This window comes from Leptolyngbya cf. ectocarpi LEGE 11479, from assembly GCF_015207065.1.
Taxonomy (GTDB): domain Bacteria; phylum Cyanobacteriota; class Cyanobacteriia; order Phormidesmidales; family Phormidesmidaceae; genus Leptothoe; species Leptothoe ectocarpi.
The window spans coordinates 18,791-36,262 of sequence record NZ_JADEXP010000020.1; the positions used below are offsets into that span (position 1 = coordinate 18,791).

The window sequence follows — 17,472 nt, forward strand, 5'->3', positions numbered from 1 at the left end:
ATTTCATTTTTATTTGATGCTATTCAGACGGTGCTAAACAACGGCAGCCGCAAAGTGTGTATCTTGCTCAGCCCGCAGATGATCGCAGATGCGTCCCTCTGGCAGAATCACATCGTCGTAGGTGAGCACCGTATCTTTCGCCACTGGACGCTTGAGCTTACAGCCTTCTGCTAGACCCATGGGCAGCAAATTTTGCGCCAGCGTTACATCGGCGGTTTCACACTGACCATAGGTCATGTAGTAGCCAATACCATCCAGCGTTTCGCCTGCTTTGAGGTCAATTTTGGCGGTTGCTACCACATCTACCATTGGTCTACCTAACGGTGCCATCACCGCATCGTTAAACAAAACGGCACGGGCCAGGGATAAGGGCACCTCAAAATGACAGATGTGATAGGGCGTATAGAAGCTATAAAGGGGACCCGGTCCCATTTTGTAGTAGCTCAGATAGTGCTGATGCTTGGGGTCATCATTGGTGGCATAGATAAATACGCCTGCCGCCGGTTGAGCCCCAACAACATAGTCCACAATGCCGCCCAGGGACTTGAGCTGATCCACATCGTACAGGTGAGTCATGTCGTCCACATGCCCCCGGAAGTCATAGCCCAACATGCCGCGCTGAGCCACCGTCATACCGGTAGCGTTAGCCACAATCGCCTGCTCAAACGAGATTTTGGTGCCATCGGCAAAGCTAGTCACCATATAGGCCGCCTGCTTCCACTTTTCGGCAAAGCTCTTTTGGGTGGTGGGGTTGCGATAGCGGTCTTGAAGACCCTTGATATTGCCGCAGAGCAGAGGGGTAAAGCCAATACTCTTAACATAGCGATAGAGATTCATCTCCACACCCGGCTGGTCGCCATCGCAGTTGGATAGCACCACACCCGCTCTGTCGGCATACACCTTCAAAATAGGGCCAACAGTCCCGTCTAGCTCCGCATTCATCAGCACAACATGTTTGTTGTTGTTGATGGCTTCGAGCACAACCTGAGCACCAAACTCAATGGTGCCCGTCACTTCTACCAGGGCATCAATGTTTTCCGCTTTACACAGCAGAGAAGCATTTTCAGTGACGGCGGGTTGTCCCTTGTTAATGGCGTCTTCTAGTTCGGCGACGGTACTAACCGTTTGAATATGCTCTATGCCTGCTTCTTGATAAGCCCGTTTGGCCCCATCTAAGCTCCGGTTAAAAACGGCCACCAGCTCCATACCGGGTACGGAGTGAATGATTTGATTGGCAATACCCCGGCCCATAAAGCCCGCACCGATCATACCAATACGAACGGGGTTGCCAGCTTCTGCGCGAGCTTTGAGAGCTGTATCAACAATAATCATGAGGAGGCTCCTACGGAGATGGATTGATCGCTAGGCTGGTCGCTGGGCTGCTCATCTAACAGCGGCCAGTTAGCATCCTTATGGGAAACAGTGGACACCGGTTGCGGCCAGTCAATCGCTAGTTTAGGGTCGCTGTAGCGCAGGCCCCGCTCATAGCCAGGGGTATAAAATTCGCTCACCTGGTAGGTGACTTCGGCATTGTCGGTCAGGGTCTGATACCCGTGGGCAAACATTTCAGGCACGTATAGCGCCCGTCTGTTTTCTGCACTGAGTTCTACACCGATGTGGGAGAGGTAAGTGGGGGAATCTTTGCGCAGATCGACAATGACGTCATAAATGGCACCCTGGGTGCAGCGTAACAGCTTAGTTTCAGTTGCTGGCGCAATTTGAAAGTGCAGACCGCGCACCGTTCCCTGTTTGTAGTTAAAGGACATGTTGCACTGGGCAACGACTGGCTTTAGCCCTCGCTCTTCAAATTCTTGAGCACAGAAGGCGCGGGCAAAGAAACCGCGATCGTCTTTGAGCCGCTCAAGATCGATAATATAGACCCCCTGGATGGGGGTTTCATTAAAAATCATAGGTATTGATTATCTGACAACAGTTTTTGGGTAACAATAGGGGCGCTGCTGAGCACCACAAGGGGCTCATGGAGAAATCCTGGGTAGGACCGATGAGTCCAAATCGATTCATGCTCCAAATCAGCAACGGGATAAACGGTAGTGACGGTTGGATCTTAGGATCTTTATTAAAGACCTACATCATCTGGCGTGACTCATAGCGTTGAATCTGCGCTACGGTCATCTGATGCATATCATCTTCCCTGATATAGCTGCGATACCATTCCACGATCCAATCTAGCGTAGTGGCTAAATCAAGCTTAGGAGACCATTTCAGACGACTCTTGGCTTTAGAGCAGTCTAGTTTCAAGTAGGTTGCTTCGTGGGGGTTTACCTTGGTATCTAGCTGCCAGCTAGCGCCGTCTCCCCATAGCTGAGTCAGCTGCTCTGTAATCCATGACACGGGGCGAGCATCACTGTCATTGGGGCCAAAGTTCCATCCTTCCGCTAAATTTGTGCCGGAGTCCCACATCTGCTCAGCCAGGGTCATATAGCCGCCTAGGGGTTCCAGCACATGCTGCCAGGGCCGAATGGCATTTGGGCTGCGAATGAGGACCGACTCACCAGCAATGATGGCACGGATAATGTCGGGAATCAGACGGTCGCCAGCCCAGTCACCGCCACCAATGACGTTGCCGGCTCTAACGCTGGCTAAACCAACGCCGTGCTCATGGTATGTGGCCTGGTTAAAGAAGGAATTGCGATAGGCGGAGGCCACTAGCTCAGCACAGCCTTTGCTGTTGGAGTAGGGGTCATGGCCACCCATGGCTTCATTTTCCCGATAGCCCCATACCCATTCCCGGTTTTCGTAGCATTTATCGCTGGTAATATTCACAACGACTCGGGTTTCATCGGTCTGGCGTACCGCTTCTAGTAGGTGAACGGTACCCATGACATTAGTGGCATAGGTCTCTACAGGGTTGGCGTAGGAATACCGCACCAGGGGCTGGGCGGCCATGTGGAAAATGATTTCAGGTTTGTGAGTTGCGATCTCATCCTGCAAACTCACTAAATCCCGCACATCGCCCTCGATGGACATCATCCCATTGCCCACTTGAGCCACCTCAAACAAGCTGGGTGTGGTGGGCGGTGTCAGGGCATAGCCTACCACCTCGGCCCCCAGCTGCTGCAGCCAGAGAGATAACCAACCGCCCTTAAAGCCTGTATGACCAGTTACAAAAACTCGCTTACCGCGCCAAAATTCGGCGTTCATAACTGCTCCTTCAATACAATAAAAACTAACGCTGCCAGCTATGGCAGCCGCAAAATTCTGCAAGGGGCCTAAGCTTAAAAACAGGCTTGGCCCCTAAACTCTATACATGGCCTACACAGCCCAACATCGAGCGGCTCTACCAAACTTTCCAGGGAGCTTCATTAGCTTGCCATAGCTTTTCTAGATACCGCTTATCCCGCAGCGTATCCATGGGCTGCCAGAAACCATCGTGCTTGTAAGCGGAAAGCTCCTCCATATGGGCTAGCTTTTGCAGCGGTTCCTTCTCCCAAGAAATGGAATCATCGTCAATGTAGTCAATCACCTGGGGATTGAGCACAAAGAAACCACCATTAATCCAGGCTCCATCACCTTCAGGCTTTTCCTGAAACTGGGTGATTTTGGTTTGTTCTTGGCCCAGGGAAATAGCACCAAAGCGTCCGGGAGGCTGCACCGCTGTGAGTGTAGCTAAGGAGCCTTGCTCTTTGTGAAATTTAAGTAGCTCAGTCACGTTAACGCTGGAAACACCGTCGCCATAGGTGAAGCAAAAATCTTCATTGCCCACGTGCTCCCTCACCCGCTTGAGACGTCCACCGGTCATGGTGGAATCTCCAGTATCTACCAGCGTTACCCGCCAGGGCTCGGCTTTACCAGCATGCACATTCATTTGGTTAAAGCGCATGTCAAAGGTGACGTCTGACATGTGAAGGAAATAATTAGCAAAATATTCCTTGATAACGTATCCTTTGTAACCACAGCAAACAACGAAATCAGTAATACCGTGGTGGGAATATATTTTCATGATGTGCCAAAGGATTGGCTTCCCACCGATTTCTACCATAGGCTTTGGCTTAATCGCGGTTTCTTCACTCAGACGAGTACCTAAACCACCAGCTAGAATGACAGCTTTCATATAGTTAAAAAATTAACGAACACCTTTGATGCCATTAATGGCGCACGAAGATAACAAAAACCATTAACGGATGGGCTTCTTTAAGGAAACTCTACATTCAGAGACTATCCATAAAGGAGCGTTGGGAAACACCTCCTTGATACCCTATTATTTAACCTTTCCCCATCCAGGCGTTCCGGAACCTAATGCTCAAAAATATCTAGTGCTCAAAAATATTCTGATACTGGCATAGATCTAATTTGATCAAAGTAGGTAGGCACTGGAAACAGTCCTCAGCCAGGTGCCAGCGACCCTCACGCTGAAGCATCAGTGTGAGCTGTTTGGAGAGTGCGTGGAGGTAGCGAACGTCATTAGCGGCGTAGGCCAGCTGTTCATCACTCAGGTCACGGACATTGCCCCAATCAGAACTTTGGGCGGTTTTGTCAAGTTCAATACCTGCGATTTCTTTAACCAGTTCTTTCAGTCCGTGTCGAGGGCTGTAGGTGCGGGCCAATTTGCTGGCAATTTTGGTACAGAAGACAGGGGCTACATTAATTTCTAAGTGGTGTTGGAGGGTGGCTAGATCAAACCGGGCAAAGTGAAAAATTTTGAGAATGCTGGGAATTTCCAGCAGCTTCTGAAGATTGGGCGCACATGATTGGCCCCGTTCAATCCGGACAGCCGAACTATAGCCCTCAGTGTCGCAGAGCTGCACCAGACATAGGCGATCCCGCAGGGGATTGAGTCCCATGGTTTCGGTATCGACGGCAATGGCATCGGATTTTAAATAGCGCTCAAGGAGAGAGGCTGGAATATCGCGATCGCAAACCTCAAAATTTTCCAAGGTTAGAGTGTCCTTAATGTAGGTGAATCGTAAGTGATGGAAACCTCAAAATGACGGCTAGCTATCAAACTTCAGCACCTTAGCCACCGTTTGCACATCCTTGTCTCCTCGTCCGGAGCAGTTGATGACAATGGTGGGGCTACCGGCTAGCTGGGGACACAGCGTTTCTAGATAGGCAAAGGCGTGAGCTGTTTCCAGGGCGGGAATAATCCCTTCCCGTTGGGAGACTAGCTGAAACGCATCTAAGGCTTCTTGATCGGTGACGCCATAGTATTCTGCCCGACCAATATCCTTAAAGTAACTGTGCTCTGGCCCCACTCCCGGATAATCCAGACCTGCACTGATGGAATGGGGTTCGATCACCTGACCATCGCCATCCTGAAGTAAAAAGCTCATGGCACCGTGGAGGACGCCTACACGCCCGGCAGTCAGGGTAGCCGCGTGTTTGCCCGTGCTCACACCTTCGCCTGAGGCTTCAATGCCAATCATCCGCACGGATGCATCATTTACAAACTCATGGAATAGCCCCATGGCGTTGGAGCCACCGCCAACACAAGCCATCAGAATATCGGGTAGACCGCCCCACTTTTCTTGGCACTGGGTGCGAGTTTCTTGGCCGATCACGGCATGGAACTCGCGCACAATCATGGGATAGGGATGGGGACCGGCCACCGACCCCAAAATGTAGTGGGTATCTTCAACATTGGTCACCCAGTCCCGAATCGCTTCAGAAGTGGCATCCTTGAGGGTGCCAGTGCCGGAGCTGACGGGCTGTACCGTGGCACCCATGAGCCGCATGCGAAAGACATTGAGGGCCTGACGCTCCATGTCATGGACGCCCATGTAAATCACACAGTCAATCCCAAACCGGGCGCAGACGGTGGCTGTGGCCACACCATGCTGACCGGCCCCCGTTTCAGCAATAATGCGCTGTTTGCCCATGCGCTTGGCTAGGAGCACCTGCCCCAGGGCATTGTTAATTTTGTGGGCACCGGTATGATTTAGATCTTCGCGTTTGAGATAAATTTGAGGGCCGCTGCCGTCTGGACGGGCGTAGTACTCGGTGAGACGCTCGGCAAAATAGAGGGGATTGGCTCGACCGACATAGTCTTTAAGCAGACCGTTTAACTCTGCCTGGAACTCAGCTTCGTGGCGATAGGTATAAAACGCCTCCTCAAGTTCTGCCAGGGCCGGCATCAGGGTTTCGGGCACATATTTACCGCCAAAGCGGCCAAACCGACCCAGTTTATCGGGGCGCACCTCAGGAGCGGTGAGGTCGGGGGATACGGAGGAAGCGGAAAGCGGAGTGACAGTCACAGCAGTTGTGAGGATTAGAACGGGTGGTGGTTAGAAACAGGCAGGCTCAAGAAAACCATAGGAAACCCCTACTTTCTTGCCAGCTAGCCGGTTTCATTATAAGTAATTAGGAGCGCTGCGGACGATTTACGATTCAATGACCATTAAAGGAACGACTCAGCTGCTGGGAGTGATTGGCCATCCAGTCAAGCATTCCATGTCGCCGGTTATGCATAACGCTGCGATCGCAACCCTGGGACTAGACTACGTTTACCTGCCCTTTCCCATTGCCCCAGAGCAGCTTAGAACCGCCATCGACGGCTTTGCCGCTATCGGTTTGCAGGGGTTTAACATTACCATTCCCCACAAGCAAACCATCATGCCTTTGCTGAGCGAGGTCTCAGACGTGGCGCGGGCAATTGGCGCGGTCAACACAGTGTGGTGGAGCGATCGGGGCTGGTGCGGCACCAATACAGATGCCCTAGGATTTATGGGGCCGCTTAAAAGTTTGCAGCCAGACCTAGAGCGCACCTGGAGCCAGACACCCGCAATAATTCTGGGCAACGGCGGGGCCGCGCGGGCCGTAGTAGCTGCCTGCCAGCAGCTGGGCTGTCCCAAGATTTGGGTTGTGGGTCGTAGTGCCGAGAAACTAGCCGCTTTTGCCAACAGCTGGCCCACGCCGCCGCCCAATCTTTCGGTTCACCTGTGGACCAATCTGGATGAGCTACTGCCCCAAGCCGGTTTAGTCGTAAATTCCACGCCAGTGGGAATGGCCCCCAACGTGGATGCATCCCCCTTAAGTCCTGACCAAATAGCTCGCTTACCTGACCATGCGATTGCGTACGATCTGATCTATACGCCCCGCCCTACCCTATTTCTGCAGCGGGCAATAGATCGAGAGCTGATAGCCATTGACGGTCTCGAAATGCTTGTGCAACAGGGCGCAGCCGCGTTAGAAATCTGGACACAGCAGACACCGCCAGTGGATGTCATGCGACAGGCTTTATGTACATACCTAACATTAAATTAACATCCACCGTCCGTCCGTATCAGCAAACATTAGACAATCCTTTCACAAACTTTAAAGTATTTCCTCCGGCCAAATAATAGCTTCATAAACAGCCTCAGTAACCAGGGGTATATTCGGCCTATGGTGCATTGAAATTACACATCATAAACCCATATAAATACTGAGACTCTGAGGCCATGCAACCACTCACAGACAGCGGTTCTGACCATCCTATGGGGTCAGAACGCTCTCCAGCTCCCCAGCGTTTAGCCTGGTTAGATAGGGCAAAAGCCTATGGCATGTTTCTGGTTTACTATGGCCACTTTGTTGAGACAATCACCTATTTGCAAGGATTCTCTGTAGAGATAGCTGCATTTTCTCAATACAAGTTTATCTATGCTTTTCATATGCCTTTGTTCTTTATACTGTCGGGGTTTTTCGACAAGGCTAAGGAGCAGAAAATCTCATCATTTTTAACTCGTGGATTTTTGACTCGGATTCTACCCGCGATCTTTTTTAATCTGATTGCCATCCTTATTCTCCTCTTGCAAGATCTGGCATTTAGAGACTCTAGCTACTATGACCATCCCTCCATAGAAAAGCTCTTGCTGGCCTTGCTCACTGGACGTCCGCTGGCAAACTTTATTACCTGGTTCTTGTTCTGTTTGTTTACAGTGGAATGTCTCAATTACATAGTCCGGCCCTTGATCAAGGCCAATCTTTGGAAGCGAGGAGGGCTGGCAATGATGACGTTGATAGTGGGCTATTTTATGGGATTAAACGAAGACACTCTTCAGGGTTTATCGATTCGGGGTCAAAATTTTTGGTATTTTACCGAAACTTTGATTGGGTTTAGTTTCTATCAGTTTGGATTCATATTGAAGCAATCAGGATTTATCTCTTTAGTTCAAGCCTCCTTTTATAAGTACATTGGGCTGGGGCTTACCTTCCTGTTGACGGTGCTCCTGTTTGATTTAAACCAAGGCCCATTCACAGATGCCAGGGAGTTAGTTTTGATGGCATCCGTCAGCCATGGCAATCTCATATTCTTTGGATTAACGGCTATTACGGGCTCTCTGTGGGTGATTTTTCTCGCTCTCTGTTTGCCGTCTAGCCGGGTGATTACCTTTATTGGGCAGAATACGTTAATTTTACTGGGGTTAAATTTTCTCTTTACTGATTTTACCCAACCCATTGTTGAAGCTATTGGGCTATCTGCGTTCGAGTCCTGGTGGTCTGTACTACTGCTATGCACGGCGCTGACCCTAAGCAGTTTTGCGGTGGCTATACCTGCTATTAAGCTTCTCCATAGATTTATCCCACAGCTGGTGGGCAAACCCAAGACAGCTGGCCCCATACTACCTGCCCTGCTTCACTGACTCCTGCCATTCTGCCATTATTCTGAGGCTATACCCTCCTAGGCAAACAGTCGTAGCCCGTACGGGTTAGGCTGAACGGCCACTTCTACAGTCTCACCTGTGGCAAATTTTAGGGGTGTACGTGCTTGCAAATTACCTAGTGTGGGATGCTTCAGGGTGTATTTGTACTCGCGACCTAGGAATTCGCGATCGCAAATCACTAAGACAGTGCCTACACTCGACCCCACAGCCTTGAGACCCAGCTCCTCTTGGCGCAGCATCAATGTGCCTTGAGTAGCCTTCGTAGACTGGACCATCGCTGTATCCACTACACCCAGGGCCGTCTGCCAACCGTCTGCCGAGCGATGGGCCTCAATAAAGTTAGCTTGGGTGACAAAGTCTGCAATAAACCGGGATGCAGGCTGTCCATAAATTTCCTCTGGGCTGGCCAACTGCTCAATCCGACCGGCTCGCATGACGGCGACCCTATCGGCAATGGCCAGAGCTTCTTGCTGATCGTGGGTGACAAAAATTCCCGACGCCCCCACCCCCTTCAAGATACTGCGAACTTCCTGACGCAAATATAGACGCACTTGCACATCCAGATTGCTAAAGGGCTCATCTAGTAAAACCAGCGAGGGGCGAGGAGCCAGCGCTCGAGCCAGGGCAACCCGCTGTTGTTGCCCACCGGATAATGCATGGGGATAGCGCCGTTCCAATCCGGCTAATCCGACCAGCTGAATGGCCTCGTGAGCCAGGGCTTGAATTTGGCTACCGGGCAAGCGCCGATGACGACTCAGGTGTTTAAGGCCAAAAGCAACATTGTCAATGACAGATAAATGGGGAAATAAAGCATAGTCTTGGAAGACAATCCCCACATCCCGACGCTCAGGCGGCACAGTGGCCCCTTGACCACAGACCGGCTGCTGGGCCAGTTCAATCCAGCCCATCTCAGGGGTTTCAAATCCTGCAATGGTTCGCAACAAGGTGGTTTTCCCACAGCCCGAAGGTCCAAGCAATGCCAGTAGCTCCCCTTGATGTAGCTGCAGACTAACCTGGTTGATGGCAGGTACGGTCTGCTGGGGATACTGCTTAATCACATTGTGGAGCTGCAGTACCGTGGATAGAGATGTGGACGTCAAATCAGAAACCTGCGAGACCGTAGGCATAGAGACTAATCGGGACTACCGTAAGCGACAATGATGGGCGGGCAACTATTGAGATTAAGATGCAATAGCACTCCCATAGACATCATATCGCCATCCCCCTCACCGTTAGACAGGTTCCCAATAATGTCCTCAATCATGTCTGTATGGCTGACTGCTACGGCATAGATGGCTTATTCAAACCGACAAATCACCACAGTTTTTTTTATCAAAGAAAGGAATTGGTTTGTTTGTAGGCAGAATGATCACGTGATGGATTTAGCCATCCCAATTAAAACGGAGATAATCAAAATGAAAACTCGTGCAATTCAACTATTTTTAAGCCTGGGTGTAGCCGCAACGGTAGCTGCCTGCGGTGGCACAACAGACGCTGTCAAAGATGCCGGTGATGCCGCTGGTGATGCCGCTGGTGAAGCAGTAGACGCGGCTGGTGATGCGGTAGACGCGGCTGGTGATGCCGCTGGTACTGCTGTTGATGCGGCTGGTGATGCTGCCGGTGATGCAGTAGACGCCGCTGGCGATGCCGCTGGTGAAGTTAAGGAAACAGTTGAAGGCGCGGTAGACGATGCTAAAGACGCTGTCACGGGAGAAGAAGACAGCGAAAGCGACGAAGGCGACGAAGGCGACGAAGGCGATGAAGGCGGCGAAGGCGGCGAAGGTGGCGAAGGCTAATAGATAATTCCATCGCTGGGATTTTGTCTGTCAATACCAATATGGAGGGGGGCTGACGTTAAGTTCACCCCCCTCTGTTTTTGAGCAGAGCTTTTCATAATCCCTAGGGCCGATATCGGGCAAATACAGTCTAGAGCTGGGAATTCTGAGCCTGCGATGCCAGCACACTGTCGATTTTTGACAGTAGGTTCGTGTCAGGATGGAATCAAACTCCTAAAAAATCTCCGTTCTGGGAGTGAAAGAAAGCCCTACAATAATTTGGATTTAATAGATCTAGGTTCCATTGTCCATTTTCCCAAAGCCCGCCTATGCCTCGCCGCAACGACCTCAGCAAAATTTTGTTAATTGGCTCCGGTCCAATTGTTATCGGTCAGGCTTGCGAGTTTGACTATTCAGGTACGCAGGCCTGCAAAGCTCTGCGGGAAGAAGGGTATGAGGTGGTGCTGATCAACTCCAATCCGGCCACGATCATGACCGATCCAGATACGGCAGATCGCACCTACATTGAGCCTCTGACAGCTGAATTGGTAACGCGGGTGATCGAGCAAGAAAAGCCCGATGCACTACTGCCGACGATGGGGGGCCAGACGGCCCTCAATCTGGCCGTTAATTTGGCCAAGGATGGTACCTTAGCAGCTCATAATGTGGAGCTGATCGGGGCCAAGCTAGAGGCGATTGAAATGGCAGAAGATCGCCGCCTCTTTAAGGAGGCTATGGAGCGTATTGAGGTGGGTGTTTGTCCGTCAGGATTGGCGGAAACCATGGAAGAGGCCCAGGTCATTGCCAATGAAATTGGCTCCTATCCGTTAATTATCCGACCGGCATTTACCTTAGGGGGCACGGGGGGAGGGATCGCCTACAACCAGGAAGAATTTGAAACCATTGCCAAGTCAGGGCTTGATGCCAGTCCGGTTTCACAGATTTTGGTTGAGAAATCGCTGTTGGGCTGGAAGGAATATGAGCTTGAGGTGATGCGGGATCTCGCCGACAACGTGGTGATCATCTGCTCGATTGAAAATCTAGATCCCATGGGCATCCACACCGGGGATTCGATTACGGTAGCTCCGGCCCAGACGCTGACGGATAAGGAATATCAGCGGTTGCGGGATGTGTCCATTAAGATTATTCGTGAAATCGGGGTGGAAACCGGGGGATCGAATATCCAGTTTGCGGTCAATCCGGACACTGGGGATGTGATTGTGATTGAGATGAACCCTCGGGTATCTCGCAGTTCGGCCCTGGCATCTAAGGCCACCGGTTTTCCCATTGCAAAATTTGCCGCCAAGCTAGCGGTGGGCTACACCCTAAGTGAAATTTCCAACGACATTACCCAAAAAACCCCCGCTAGTTTTGAGCCGACCATTGACTATGTCGTCACGAAAATTCCTCGGTTTGCCTTTGAAAAGTTTCCCGGTAGTGCCCCTTTGCTAACGACCCAGATGAAGTCGGTGGGCGAGGCGATGGCCATTGGACGCACGTTTCAAGAGTCGTTTCAGAAAGCGCTGCGATCGCTAGAAACAGGACGAGCCGGTTGGGGCTGCGATCGCAACGAAAATCTACCCAATATCTCGAAGGTGCGCTCCAGCTTACGCTCCCCCAATCCCGAGCGAATTTTTGCCCTGCGCCATGCTCTGCAGCTGAGCTTAACGCCCCAGGATATCTATGAACTTACCGGGATTGATCCCTGGTTTATCGATCAGCTGCAGGATTTGCTCGTTACCGAAAAATGGCTAAAGCGCAGCGCCCTTGAGGCCATCACCCCTGAGCAAATGATGGCGGTCAAACAGCAAGGCTTTAGCGATCGCCAAATTGCCTATGCCACCAAAACCGACGAAGACCGCGTTCGAGCCCAGCGCCAGTCTCTGGGGGTGATCCCGGTCTATAAAACGGTGGATACCTGTGCAGCGGAGTTTGAGGCCTATACGCCCTACTACTACTCCACCTATGAAACTGAAACCGAGGTTAAACCCTCCACCCGACGTAAGGTGATGATTTTAGGCGGTGGTCCCAACCGCATTGGCCAGGGGATTGAGTTTGACTACTGTTGTTGTCACGCGTCCTACGCCCTGCAGGCCAATGACTTCGAGACCATTATGGTCAACTCCAACCCAGAGACCGTCTCCACTGACTATGACACTAGCGATCGCCTCTACTTTGAGCCCCTAACCAAAGAAGATGTGCTCAATATCATTGAGGCGGAGAGCCCAGAGGGGATCATTATTCAGTTTGGGGGGCAAACGCCGCTAAAACTGGCTGTGCCGCTGCAGGCTTACCTTGCCAGTCAGCCCAACGGCAGCCCGATTCAAACCAAGATTTGGGGCACGTCTCCCGATTCGATTGATACCGCTGAAGACCGGGAGCGGTTTGAAAAAATTCTTTGGGATTTGGACATTAAGCAACCTCCCAACGGGATTGCCCGCAGCTACCAAGAAGCCCTAGAAATTGCTCAGAAAATTAACTACCCGGTGGTGGTCCGTCCTAGCTATGTGCTGGGGGGACGTGCCATGGAGGTGGTCTACTCCGATCAGGATCTAGAGCGCTATATGAAAACGGCGGTCCAAGTCGAGCCTGACCACCCGATTTTGATTGACCGATTTTTGGAAAATGCCATTGAGGTGGATGTGGATGCTGTGTGCGATCGCACCGGCCAGGTGGTCATCGGCGGCATCATGGAGCATATTGAACAGGCGGGGATTCACTCAGGAGACTCTGCCTGCTCTCTGCCCACCATTACCCTCAGTGCCCAATCCCTCAGCGTGATTCGTGACTGGACCGTCAAACTAGCCAAGGCCCTGCAGGTAATAGGACTGATGAATATTCAGTTTGCGGTTAAAGATGACGATGTTTACATCCTAGAGGCCAATCCTCGAGCCTCTCGCACAGTCCCCTTTGTCTCTAAGGCAACGGGCATTCCTTTAGCCAAGATTGCTGTGCTGATCATGTCTGGGCAAACTCTGGCAGATGTGGGCGTTACCCAAGAGGTGATCCCCACCCACATATCAGTCAAAGAGGCGGTCCTTCCCTTTAGCAAGTTTCCAGGTACCGATACCCTACTAGGACCAGAAATGCGCTCTACGGGTGAAGTGATGGGGATCGATGTGGACTTTGGCCGCTCCTTTGCTAAGGCTGAACTGGCTGCCAGCCAAGCGATCCCTTTACAAGGGACCACCTTTATTTCCATGAACGATCGCGAGAAAGAAGCCGTAGTTCCCATTGCCAAAGAACTCTCAGCCTTAGGTTTTCAGCTAATCGCCACGACGGGCACTCGCAAAGTCCTACAAACCTATGGGTTAGAGGTAGGTCTTGTGTATAAAGTGCATGAAGGTCGCCCCCATGTGATCGATGCGATTAAAAACAAAGAGATTCAGCTGATTATCAACACGCCCACGGGGGCCACTGCTCAGGAAGACGATCGGATGATTCGCCGCACGGCCCTCGACTACAAAATCCCAACCATTACAACGCTCTCTGGTGCTCGAGCCACCATTGAGGCCATTCGTTCATTGCAACAACAAACGCTGGCTGTCAAAGCTCTTCAAGACTATTTCGTCTAGCTCTAGACATTCGTTGTCCCATTACGCCACCGGACTCAAAATAGTCTTCATACTAAAGCAGGCCTCTTCCAATGCGAAGAGGCCTGCTTAAAAGAGCTTGATTGCCTTAAAGCATCACTCTTTGTTATTGTTCCGATTGCTGCGATTACGACTCCAGCGCTTTTGACGATGCTTTGCGATCGCTTTACGCTTTAGCTTCTCAGCAGGTGTTTCAAAATAGCGGTGCTTCTTCATATCAGAAAAAATACCCGCCTGTACCACCTTACGCTTAAATCTTCGCAGCGCTGATTCAATACCTTCATCATCCCCAAGGATAACCTGGGCCATAGTAATCTCCTTTAACGACAAAAATGGGGCAGGCTAACTGCCCCATAGTAGACCAGAGCTAAGTGAAAAAACACATAACCCACACTAGACAATTTTAGAAGCGACCACCGCCGCCACCGCCACGCTGTTCACGGGGACGCGCCTTGTTAACACGCAGGTCTCTACCCATCCACTCTGCACCATCTAGGGCCTCAATAGCGGCGGACTCTTCATCTTCTGAAGACATTTCTACAAATGCAAAACCACGAGGACGACCGGTTTCACGATCGGTGGGTAGATGGACACGCTGGACTGCTCCATACTCTGCAAAGACAGCAGTGATGTCTTCACCAGTAGCATCGTAGGACAGATTTCCAACATAAATGGACATAGAGAATCTCCTAAGTTTGATATGCAACGAGTTATACGGGAGATCCCTCTAGAATCAAATCGAAGTCGAAATTGAACTGGTCGAGTTGAACTGCGAGCGTATCGTACCGAAAACTGAGCGTTACCGGGCATGGTAACGCATTGCCATAAAACTTTAGCATACCTTGCCAGCCGCTGATTTTAATTTTAAGGATTGTTTTCTATCCTTTTTTGAGGGGCATAAACCGGGCGTCAATCTCAGTATCAGCAACTAATCACCGTTGTTTATTTACATTCAAAATGTAGATTGAGCTGAGTCTTAAGTTCGTCTAATGAATTGCCTAAAAGATCAAAAACGGTAATCTGGCTAGGATAGTAGGTCGCCACCAGGTTTTGGATGGTTTCATCTTCTGACGGGGTTACTCCACTGATGGTATCGGCCACTGAGTCAGCTAAACGACCACTGCCGGCAATAACCATGACCTGTCTGCCTAGTTCCAAGTTGAGCGTTAAATCTTGAAGTGACACCTGGCCACCATTAATCAGTAGAGTGATTGACGGAGATGGCCCAGCTAGAACGGATGAAAATTTGGCCAACCAGCGGGATTCGCTGCCCCAGTTTTCACCTGGCACTAGAAAAAAGTGAGTGTGATGGGGTTCAAGTTCAACGGGCGGATAGTTTCCATCATCTAAGGTCTGCGGTTGCTGACTACCGATTGGGAAAATAACTCTATTGAGAGGAGCAACGCCAATCAGATTAAACTGACCGCTAACATGATGACGTGCTTGGCCCATCATATGAATTACCCCGGCATCGGTACCGCCATCTAAAACAGTGATGCCTAACGTATCCGACAATGTTGCCAAGGGGCCATTAAAACACTGCAGTAACTTTGCCTGACTCTCATCCGTCATGTAGCTAGCACCACCAATGACTAGCAATGTTGGGGTAGGTCCATACAAGCCCATGACCGATAAAGCATTTTCATACCCTATCCCATCGGCCACCGTCAGAATCTTGGCAAGCTGCCCAGTATCAAACCTATGTTCAACGATGCCGTTGGCTGACGTGTTGGGCATTTCGTATCTCTCTTCACAAAAGGTGGTCTGGCGGCCTGTGCTGGTTAACCCATTTACACCCCCAAAATACCCTTATCCTGTCAAACCTGCGCAAGTTTATAGATGAAGATAACCAATATTTAGGGCAGCATTGTCCATATATTGCAGATTGATTCGTGCAGATTGGCGCTGACCTAGGCTAGCTGGGCTCTGGCCCGGTCAACATATTTGGCAAATACGTCCCAGCCATGATAACCGCCGTTCACTAGCTTGCGCACACGTCGCCAGTCCTCTGCACGCGCCGCCTCGTCCACTCCTCGTTCTTTAAAGTAGCAAGCAAGAACCTGAGCCGATATTTCAGGATCCATAGCGAGATCTGGATTCTCCTCCAGGTCTACTCCTAGCTTTTGGCCATAGGTTTTGTAGTTGGCTCTACCCGTCAGCTGAATATAGCCACGGCCATGGTACTTGACACCATCTCCAGGGTTAACATTACCGAGGTCTGCTCGTTCTTCGTAACGTTTCCAATAGCTTTCACCACCCCATTCATGGACTGGTTTAAAGCCGCCAGTTTCAATGCGAATTGTGGCCAATAGACCGATCAGCACTGATGTGTCTGAAATGTCATATTTTTTCATGGCTGCCAAGATACCTGGCAGATAGACTTTGCAGTCCTCCAAAGAACACTCTAAGATCTGGGATACTTCACTGGGGGTAACTAGCTGGTTGGCAGCCGCTGTGGTGACAGGTGTTCCATTGGATTGAGGGCTAGTAACACTATTTTGCTCAGTCAAAATAGTCTTTAGCGCTTTAAAGTTGACTGTTTCCTCCCACTCAAGGGCATGCTGTCCCAACGGCGGTAGATTACTACTAGATTTAAGGGTTTTGTTGGATGCTGAGCGAGCAGTGCGTCGGCCAGCTGTCTCTTTTGAAGGGGAGGTCATCAAAGACTGTATTTCGGCGATGGGCTCAGCCGGAGGAGAGTCGCCTACCTCAAAATTGTCCCCTCGAGACGATGGGGGCATCTCTATATCTAGTAATGACCCTGAATACCCCCCGCCGTCTCCCATACTTGACGTCTGGCTCACCTGCTGTTCAGCCAGACGAACTCTCTCTAGCTCCAAACGTTGGGTCCGCTCTTCTAGCTCCTGATTGAGACGCATTAATGCTTTTTCTGCATTGTTCGTTGCCTCATCAGCATCGTCCTGATCATCGTCTTGTTTCTCATCCAAGCGAGCAATAAACCCTTCTACATCTTTCTGGATAAATTGTTCTACCCGCTGAGCAAAGGATTTATAAGCCTCTTCGTGAACGTGGAAACGTTTGTAGGGACCAGCCAGTTGCATAAACTGCCAGCCTTCGATTTTCATGCTCTCAGCAGTACTACGATAGTTGCGATACTTGTCGCCATGGCCAAAAAACTCTTCTACAGCTGCAGAGATCGCCACTGCCTGACTCACACCCAACGCTATCCAAGCAACGGTTTGATCGAGTCGCCCGTTGTTACTTTTGAAGCCAACCATGGCTGGCACTAGTACACCGCCAATAATGGTCACCATGCGAAGTCTGAAATGGTGGTTACGTTCCTTGGTGGCCCGTCCTTCCAACCACATCACTTGGTCTAACCAACGATTTTTAAGAAATTCTTTATGTAAATCTGTAACCTCAAGCTTGTCGATTAAATTTCCTAAGGTCTCTTTGAGATACTGGCTGTAGTCATTCTTTTTGGCCATTTTAATTGTCTTTAGTTTTAGATGCTGTACAGGAGCAAATTCATCATAATGATTC

At 50.5% G+C, this 17,472-nt stretch carries 15 protein-coding genes; 4 read left to right on the plus strand and 11 right to left on the minus strand.

The genetic code is table 11. The features are described from left to right. Positions 1-33: 33 nt before the first annotated feature. The 6 genes from IQ260_RS04155 to trpB form a co-directional block, all read right to left on the minus strand. Positions 34-1,332, minus strand: a complete 1,299-nt coding sequence (locus IQ260_RS04155; RefSeq protein ID WP_193991144.1) for an NAD(P)H-dependent oxidoreductase — start codon at positions 1,330-1,332, stop codon at positions 34-36. Continuing rightward, positions 1,329-1,910 (minus strand): dTDP-4-dehydrorhamnose 3,5-epimerase, encoded by a 582-nt coding sequence (rfbC, locus tag IQ260_RS04160; protein ID WP_193991146.1) that lies wholly within the window; start codon positions 1,908-1,910, stop codon positions 1,329-1,331. The genes IQ260_RS04155 and rfbC overlap by 4 nt, the downstream gene beginning before the upstream one ends. A gap of 175 nt (positions 1,911-2,085) precedes the next feature. Next, entirely contained in the window at positions 2,086-3,162 is a 1,077-nt protein-coding gene (rfbG, locus tag IQ260_RS04165) for a CDP-glucose 4,6-dehydratase (protein WP_193991148.1), read from the minus strand. A 136-nt stretch (positions 3,163-3,298) separates the two neighbouring features. Continuing rightward, entirely contained in the window at positions 3,299-4,072 is a 774-nt protein-coding gene (gene rfbF, locus IQ260_RS04170) for a glucose-1-phosphate cytidylyltransferase (protein ID WP_193991150.1), read from the minus strand. 199 nt (positions 4,073-4,271) lie between these two features. Continuing rightward, complete coding sequence (locus IQ260_RS04175; RefSeq protein WP_193991152.1) at positions 4,272-4,895, minus strand: ribonuclease D; 624 nt, start codon at positions 4,893-4,895, stop codon at positions 4,272-4,274. 57 nt (positions 4,896-4,952) lie between these two features. Then, positions 4,953-6,212 (minus strand): tryptophan synthase subunit beta, encoded by a 1,260-nt coding sequence (gene trpB / locus IQ260_RS04180; protein WP_322744895.1) that lies wholly within the window; start codon positions 6,210-6,212, stop codon positions 4,953-4,955. A 136-nt stretch (positions 6,213-6,348) separates the two neighbouring features. On the opposite strand from trpB, the gene IQ260_RS04185 reads away from it, so the two are divergent. Both IQ260_RS04185 and IQ260_RS04190 read left to right on the plus strand, forming a co-directional pair. Further along, positions 6,349-7,221 carry a shikimate dehydrogenase gene (locus IQ260_RS04185; RefSeq protein ID WP_193991154.1) on the plus strand — a complete coding sequence of 291 codons (873 nt, stop codon included), beginning with the start codon at positions 6,349-6,351 and terminating at the stop codon, positions 7,219-7,221. A gap of 176 nt (positions 7,222-7,397) precedes the next feature. Next, entirely contained in the window at positions 7,398-8,579 is a 1,182-nt protein-coding gene (locus IQ260_RS04190; RefSeq protein WP_193991156.1) for an acyltransferase family protein, read from the plus strand. A 38-nt stretch (positions 8,580-8,617) separates the two neighbouring features. On the opposite strand, the gene IQ260_RS04195 is transcribed toward IQ260_RS04190, so the two are convergent. Beyond that, entirely contained in the window at positions 8,618-9,727 is a 1,110-nt protein-coding gene (locus tag IQ260_RS04195) for an ABC transporter ATP-binding protein (protein WP_193991158.1), read from the minus strand. A 288-nt stretch (positions 9,728-10,015) separates the two neighbouring features. Here IQ260_RS04195 and IQ260_RS04200 point away from each other — a divergent pair, with 288 nt between their 5' ends. Then, positions 10,016-10,396, plus strand: a complete 381-nt coding sequence (locus IQ260_RS04200) for a hypothetical protein (RefSeq protein WP_193991160.1) — start codon at positions 10,016-10,018, stop codon at positions 10,394-10,396. Positions 10,397-10,704: 308 nt separating this feature from the next. Further along, positions 10,705-13,950, plus strand: a complete 3,246-nt coding sequence (carB, locus tag IQ260_RS04205) for a carbamoyl-phosphate synthase large subunit (RefSeq protein WP_193991162.1) — start codon at positions 10,705-10,707, stop codon at positions 13,948-13,950. Positions 13,951-14,064: 114 nt separating this feature from the next. On the opposite strand, the gene rpsU is transcribed toward carB, so the two are convergent. The 4 genes from rpsU to IQ260_RS04225 all read right to left on the minus strand — a co-directional run. Next, positions 14,065-14,277: a 30S ribosomal protein S21 gene (gene rpsU, locus IQ260_RS04210; protein ID WP_193991164.1), complete on the minus strand. Its 213-nt coding sequence runs from the start codon at positions 14,275-14,277 to the stop codon at positions 14,065-14,067. Positions 14,278-14,371: 94 nt separating this feature from the next. Beyond that, on the minus strand, positions 14,372-14,647 hold the full coding sequence (locus tag IQ260_RS04215; protein WP_193991166.1) for an RNA recognition motif domain-containing protein: 276 nt from the start codon (positions 14,645-14,647) through the stop codon (positions 14,372-14,374). 263 nt (positions 14,648-14,910) lie between these two features. Beyond that, complete coding sequence (locus IQ260_RS04220) at positions 14,911-15,705, minus strand: hypothetical protein (protein ID WP_193991168.1); 795 nt, start codon at positions 15,703-15,705, stop codon at positions 14,911-14,913. A 173-nt stretch (positions 15,706-15,878) separates the two neighbouring features. Beyond that, positions 15,879-17,472: DUF4231 domain-containing protein (locus IQ260_RS04225; RefSeq protein WP_228015530.1), on the minus strand; the 1,594-nt coding region annotated here is incomplete at its 5' end.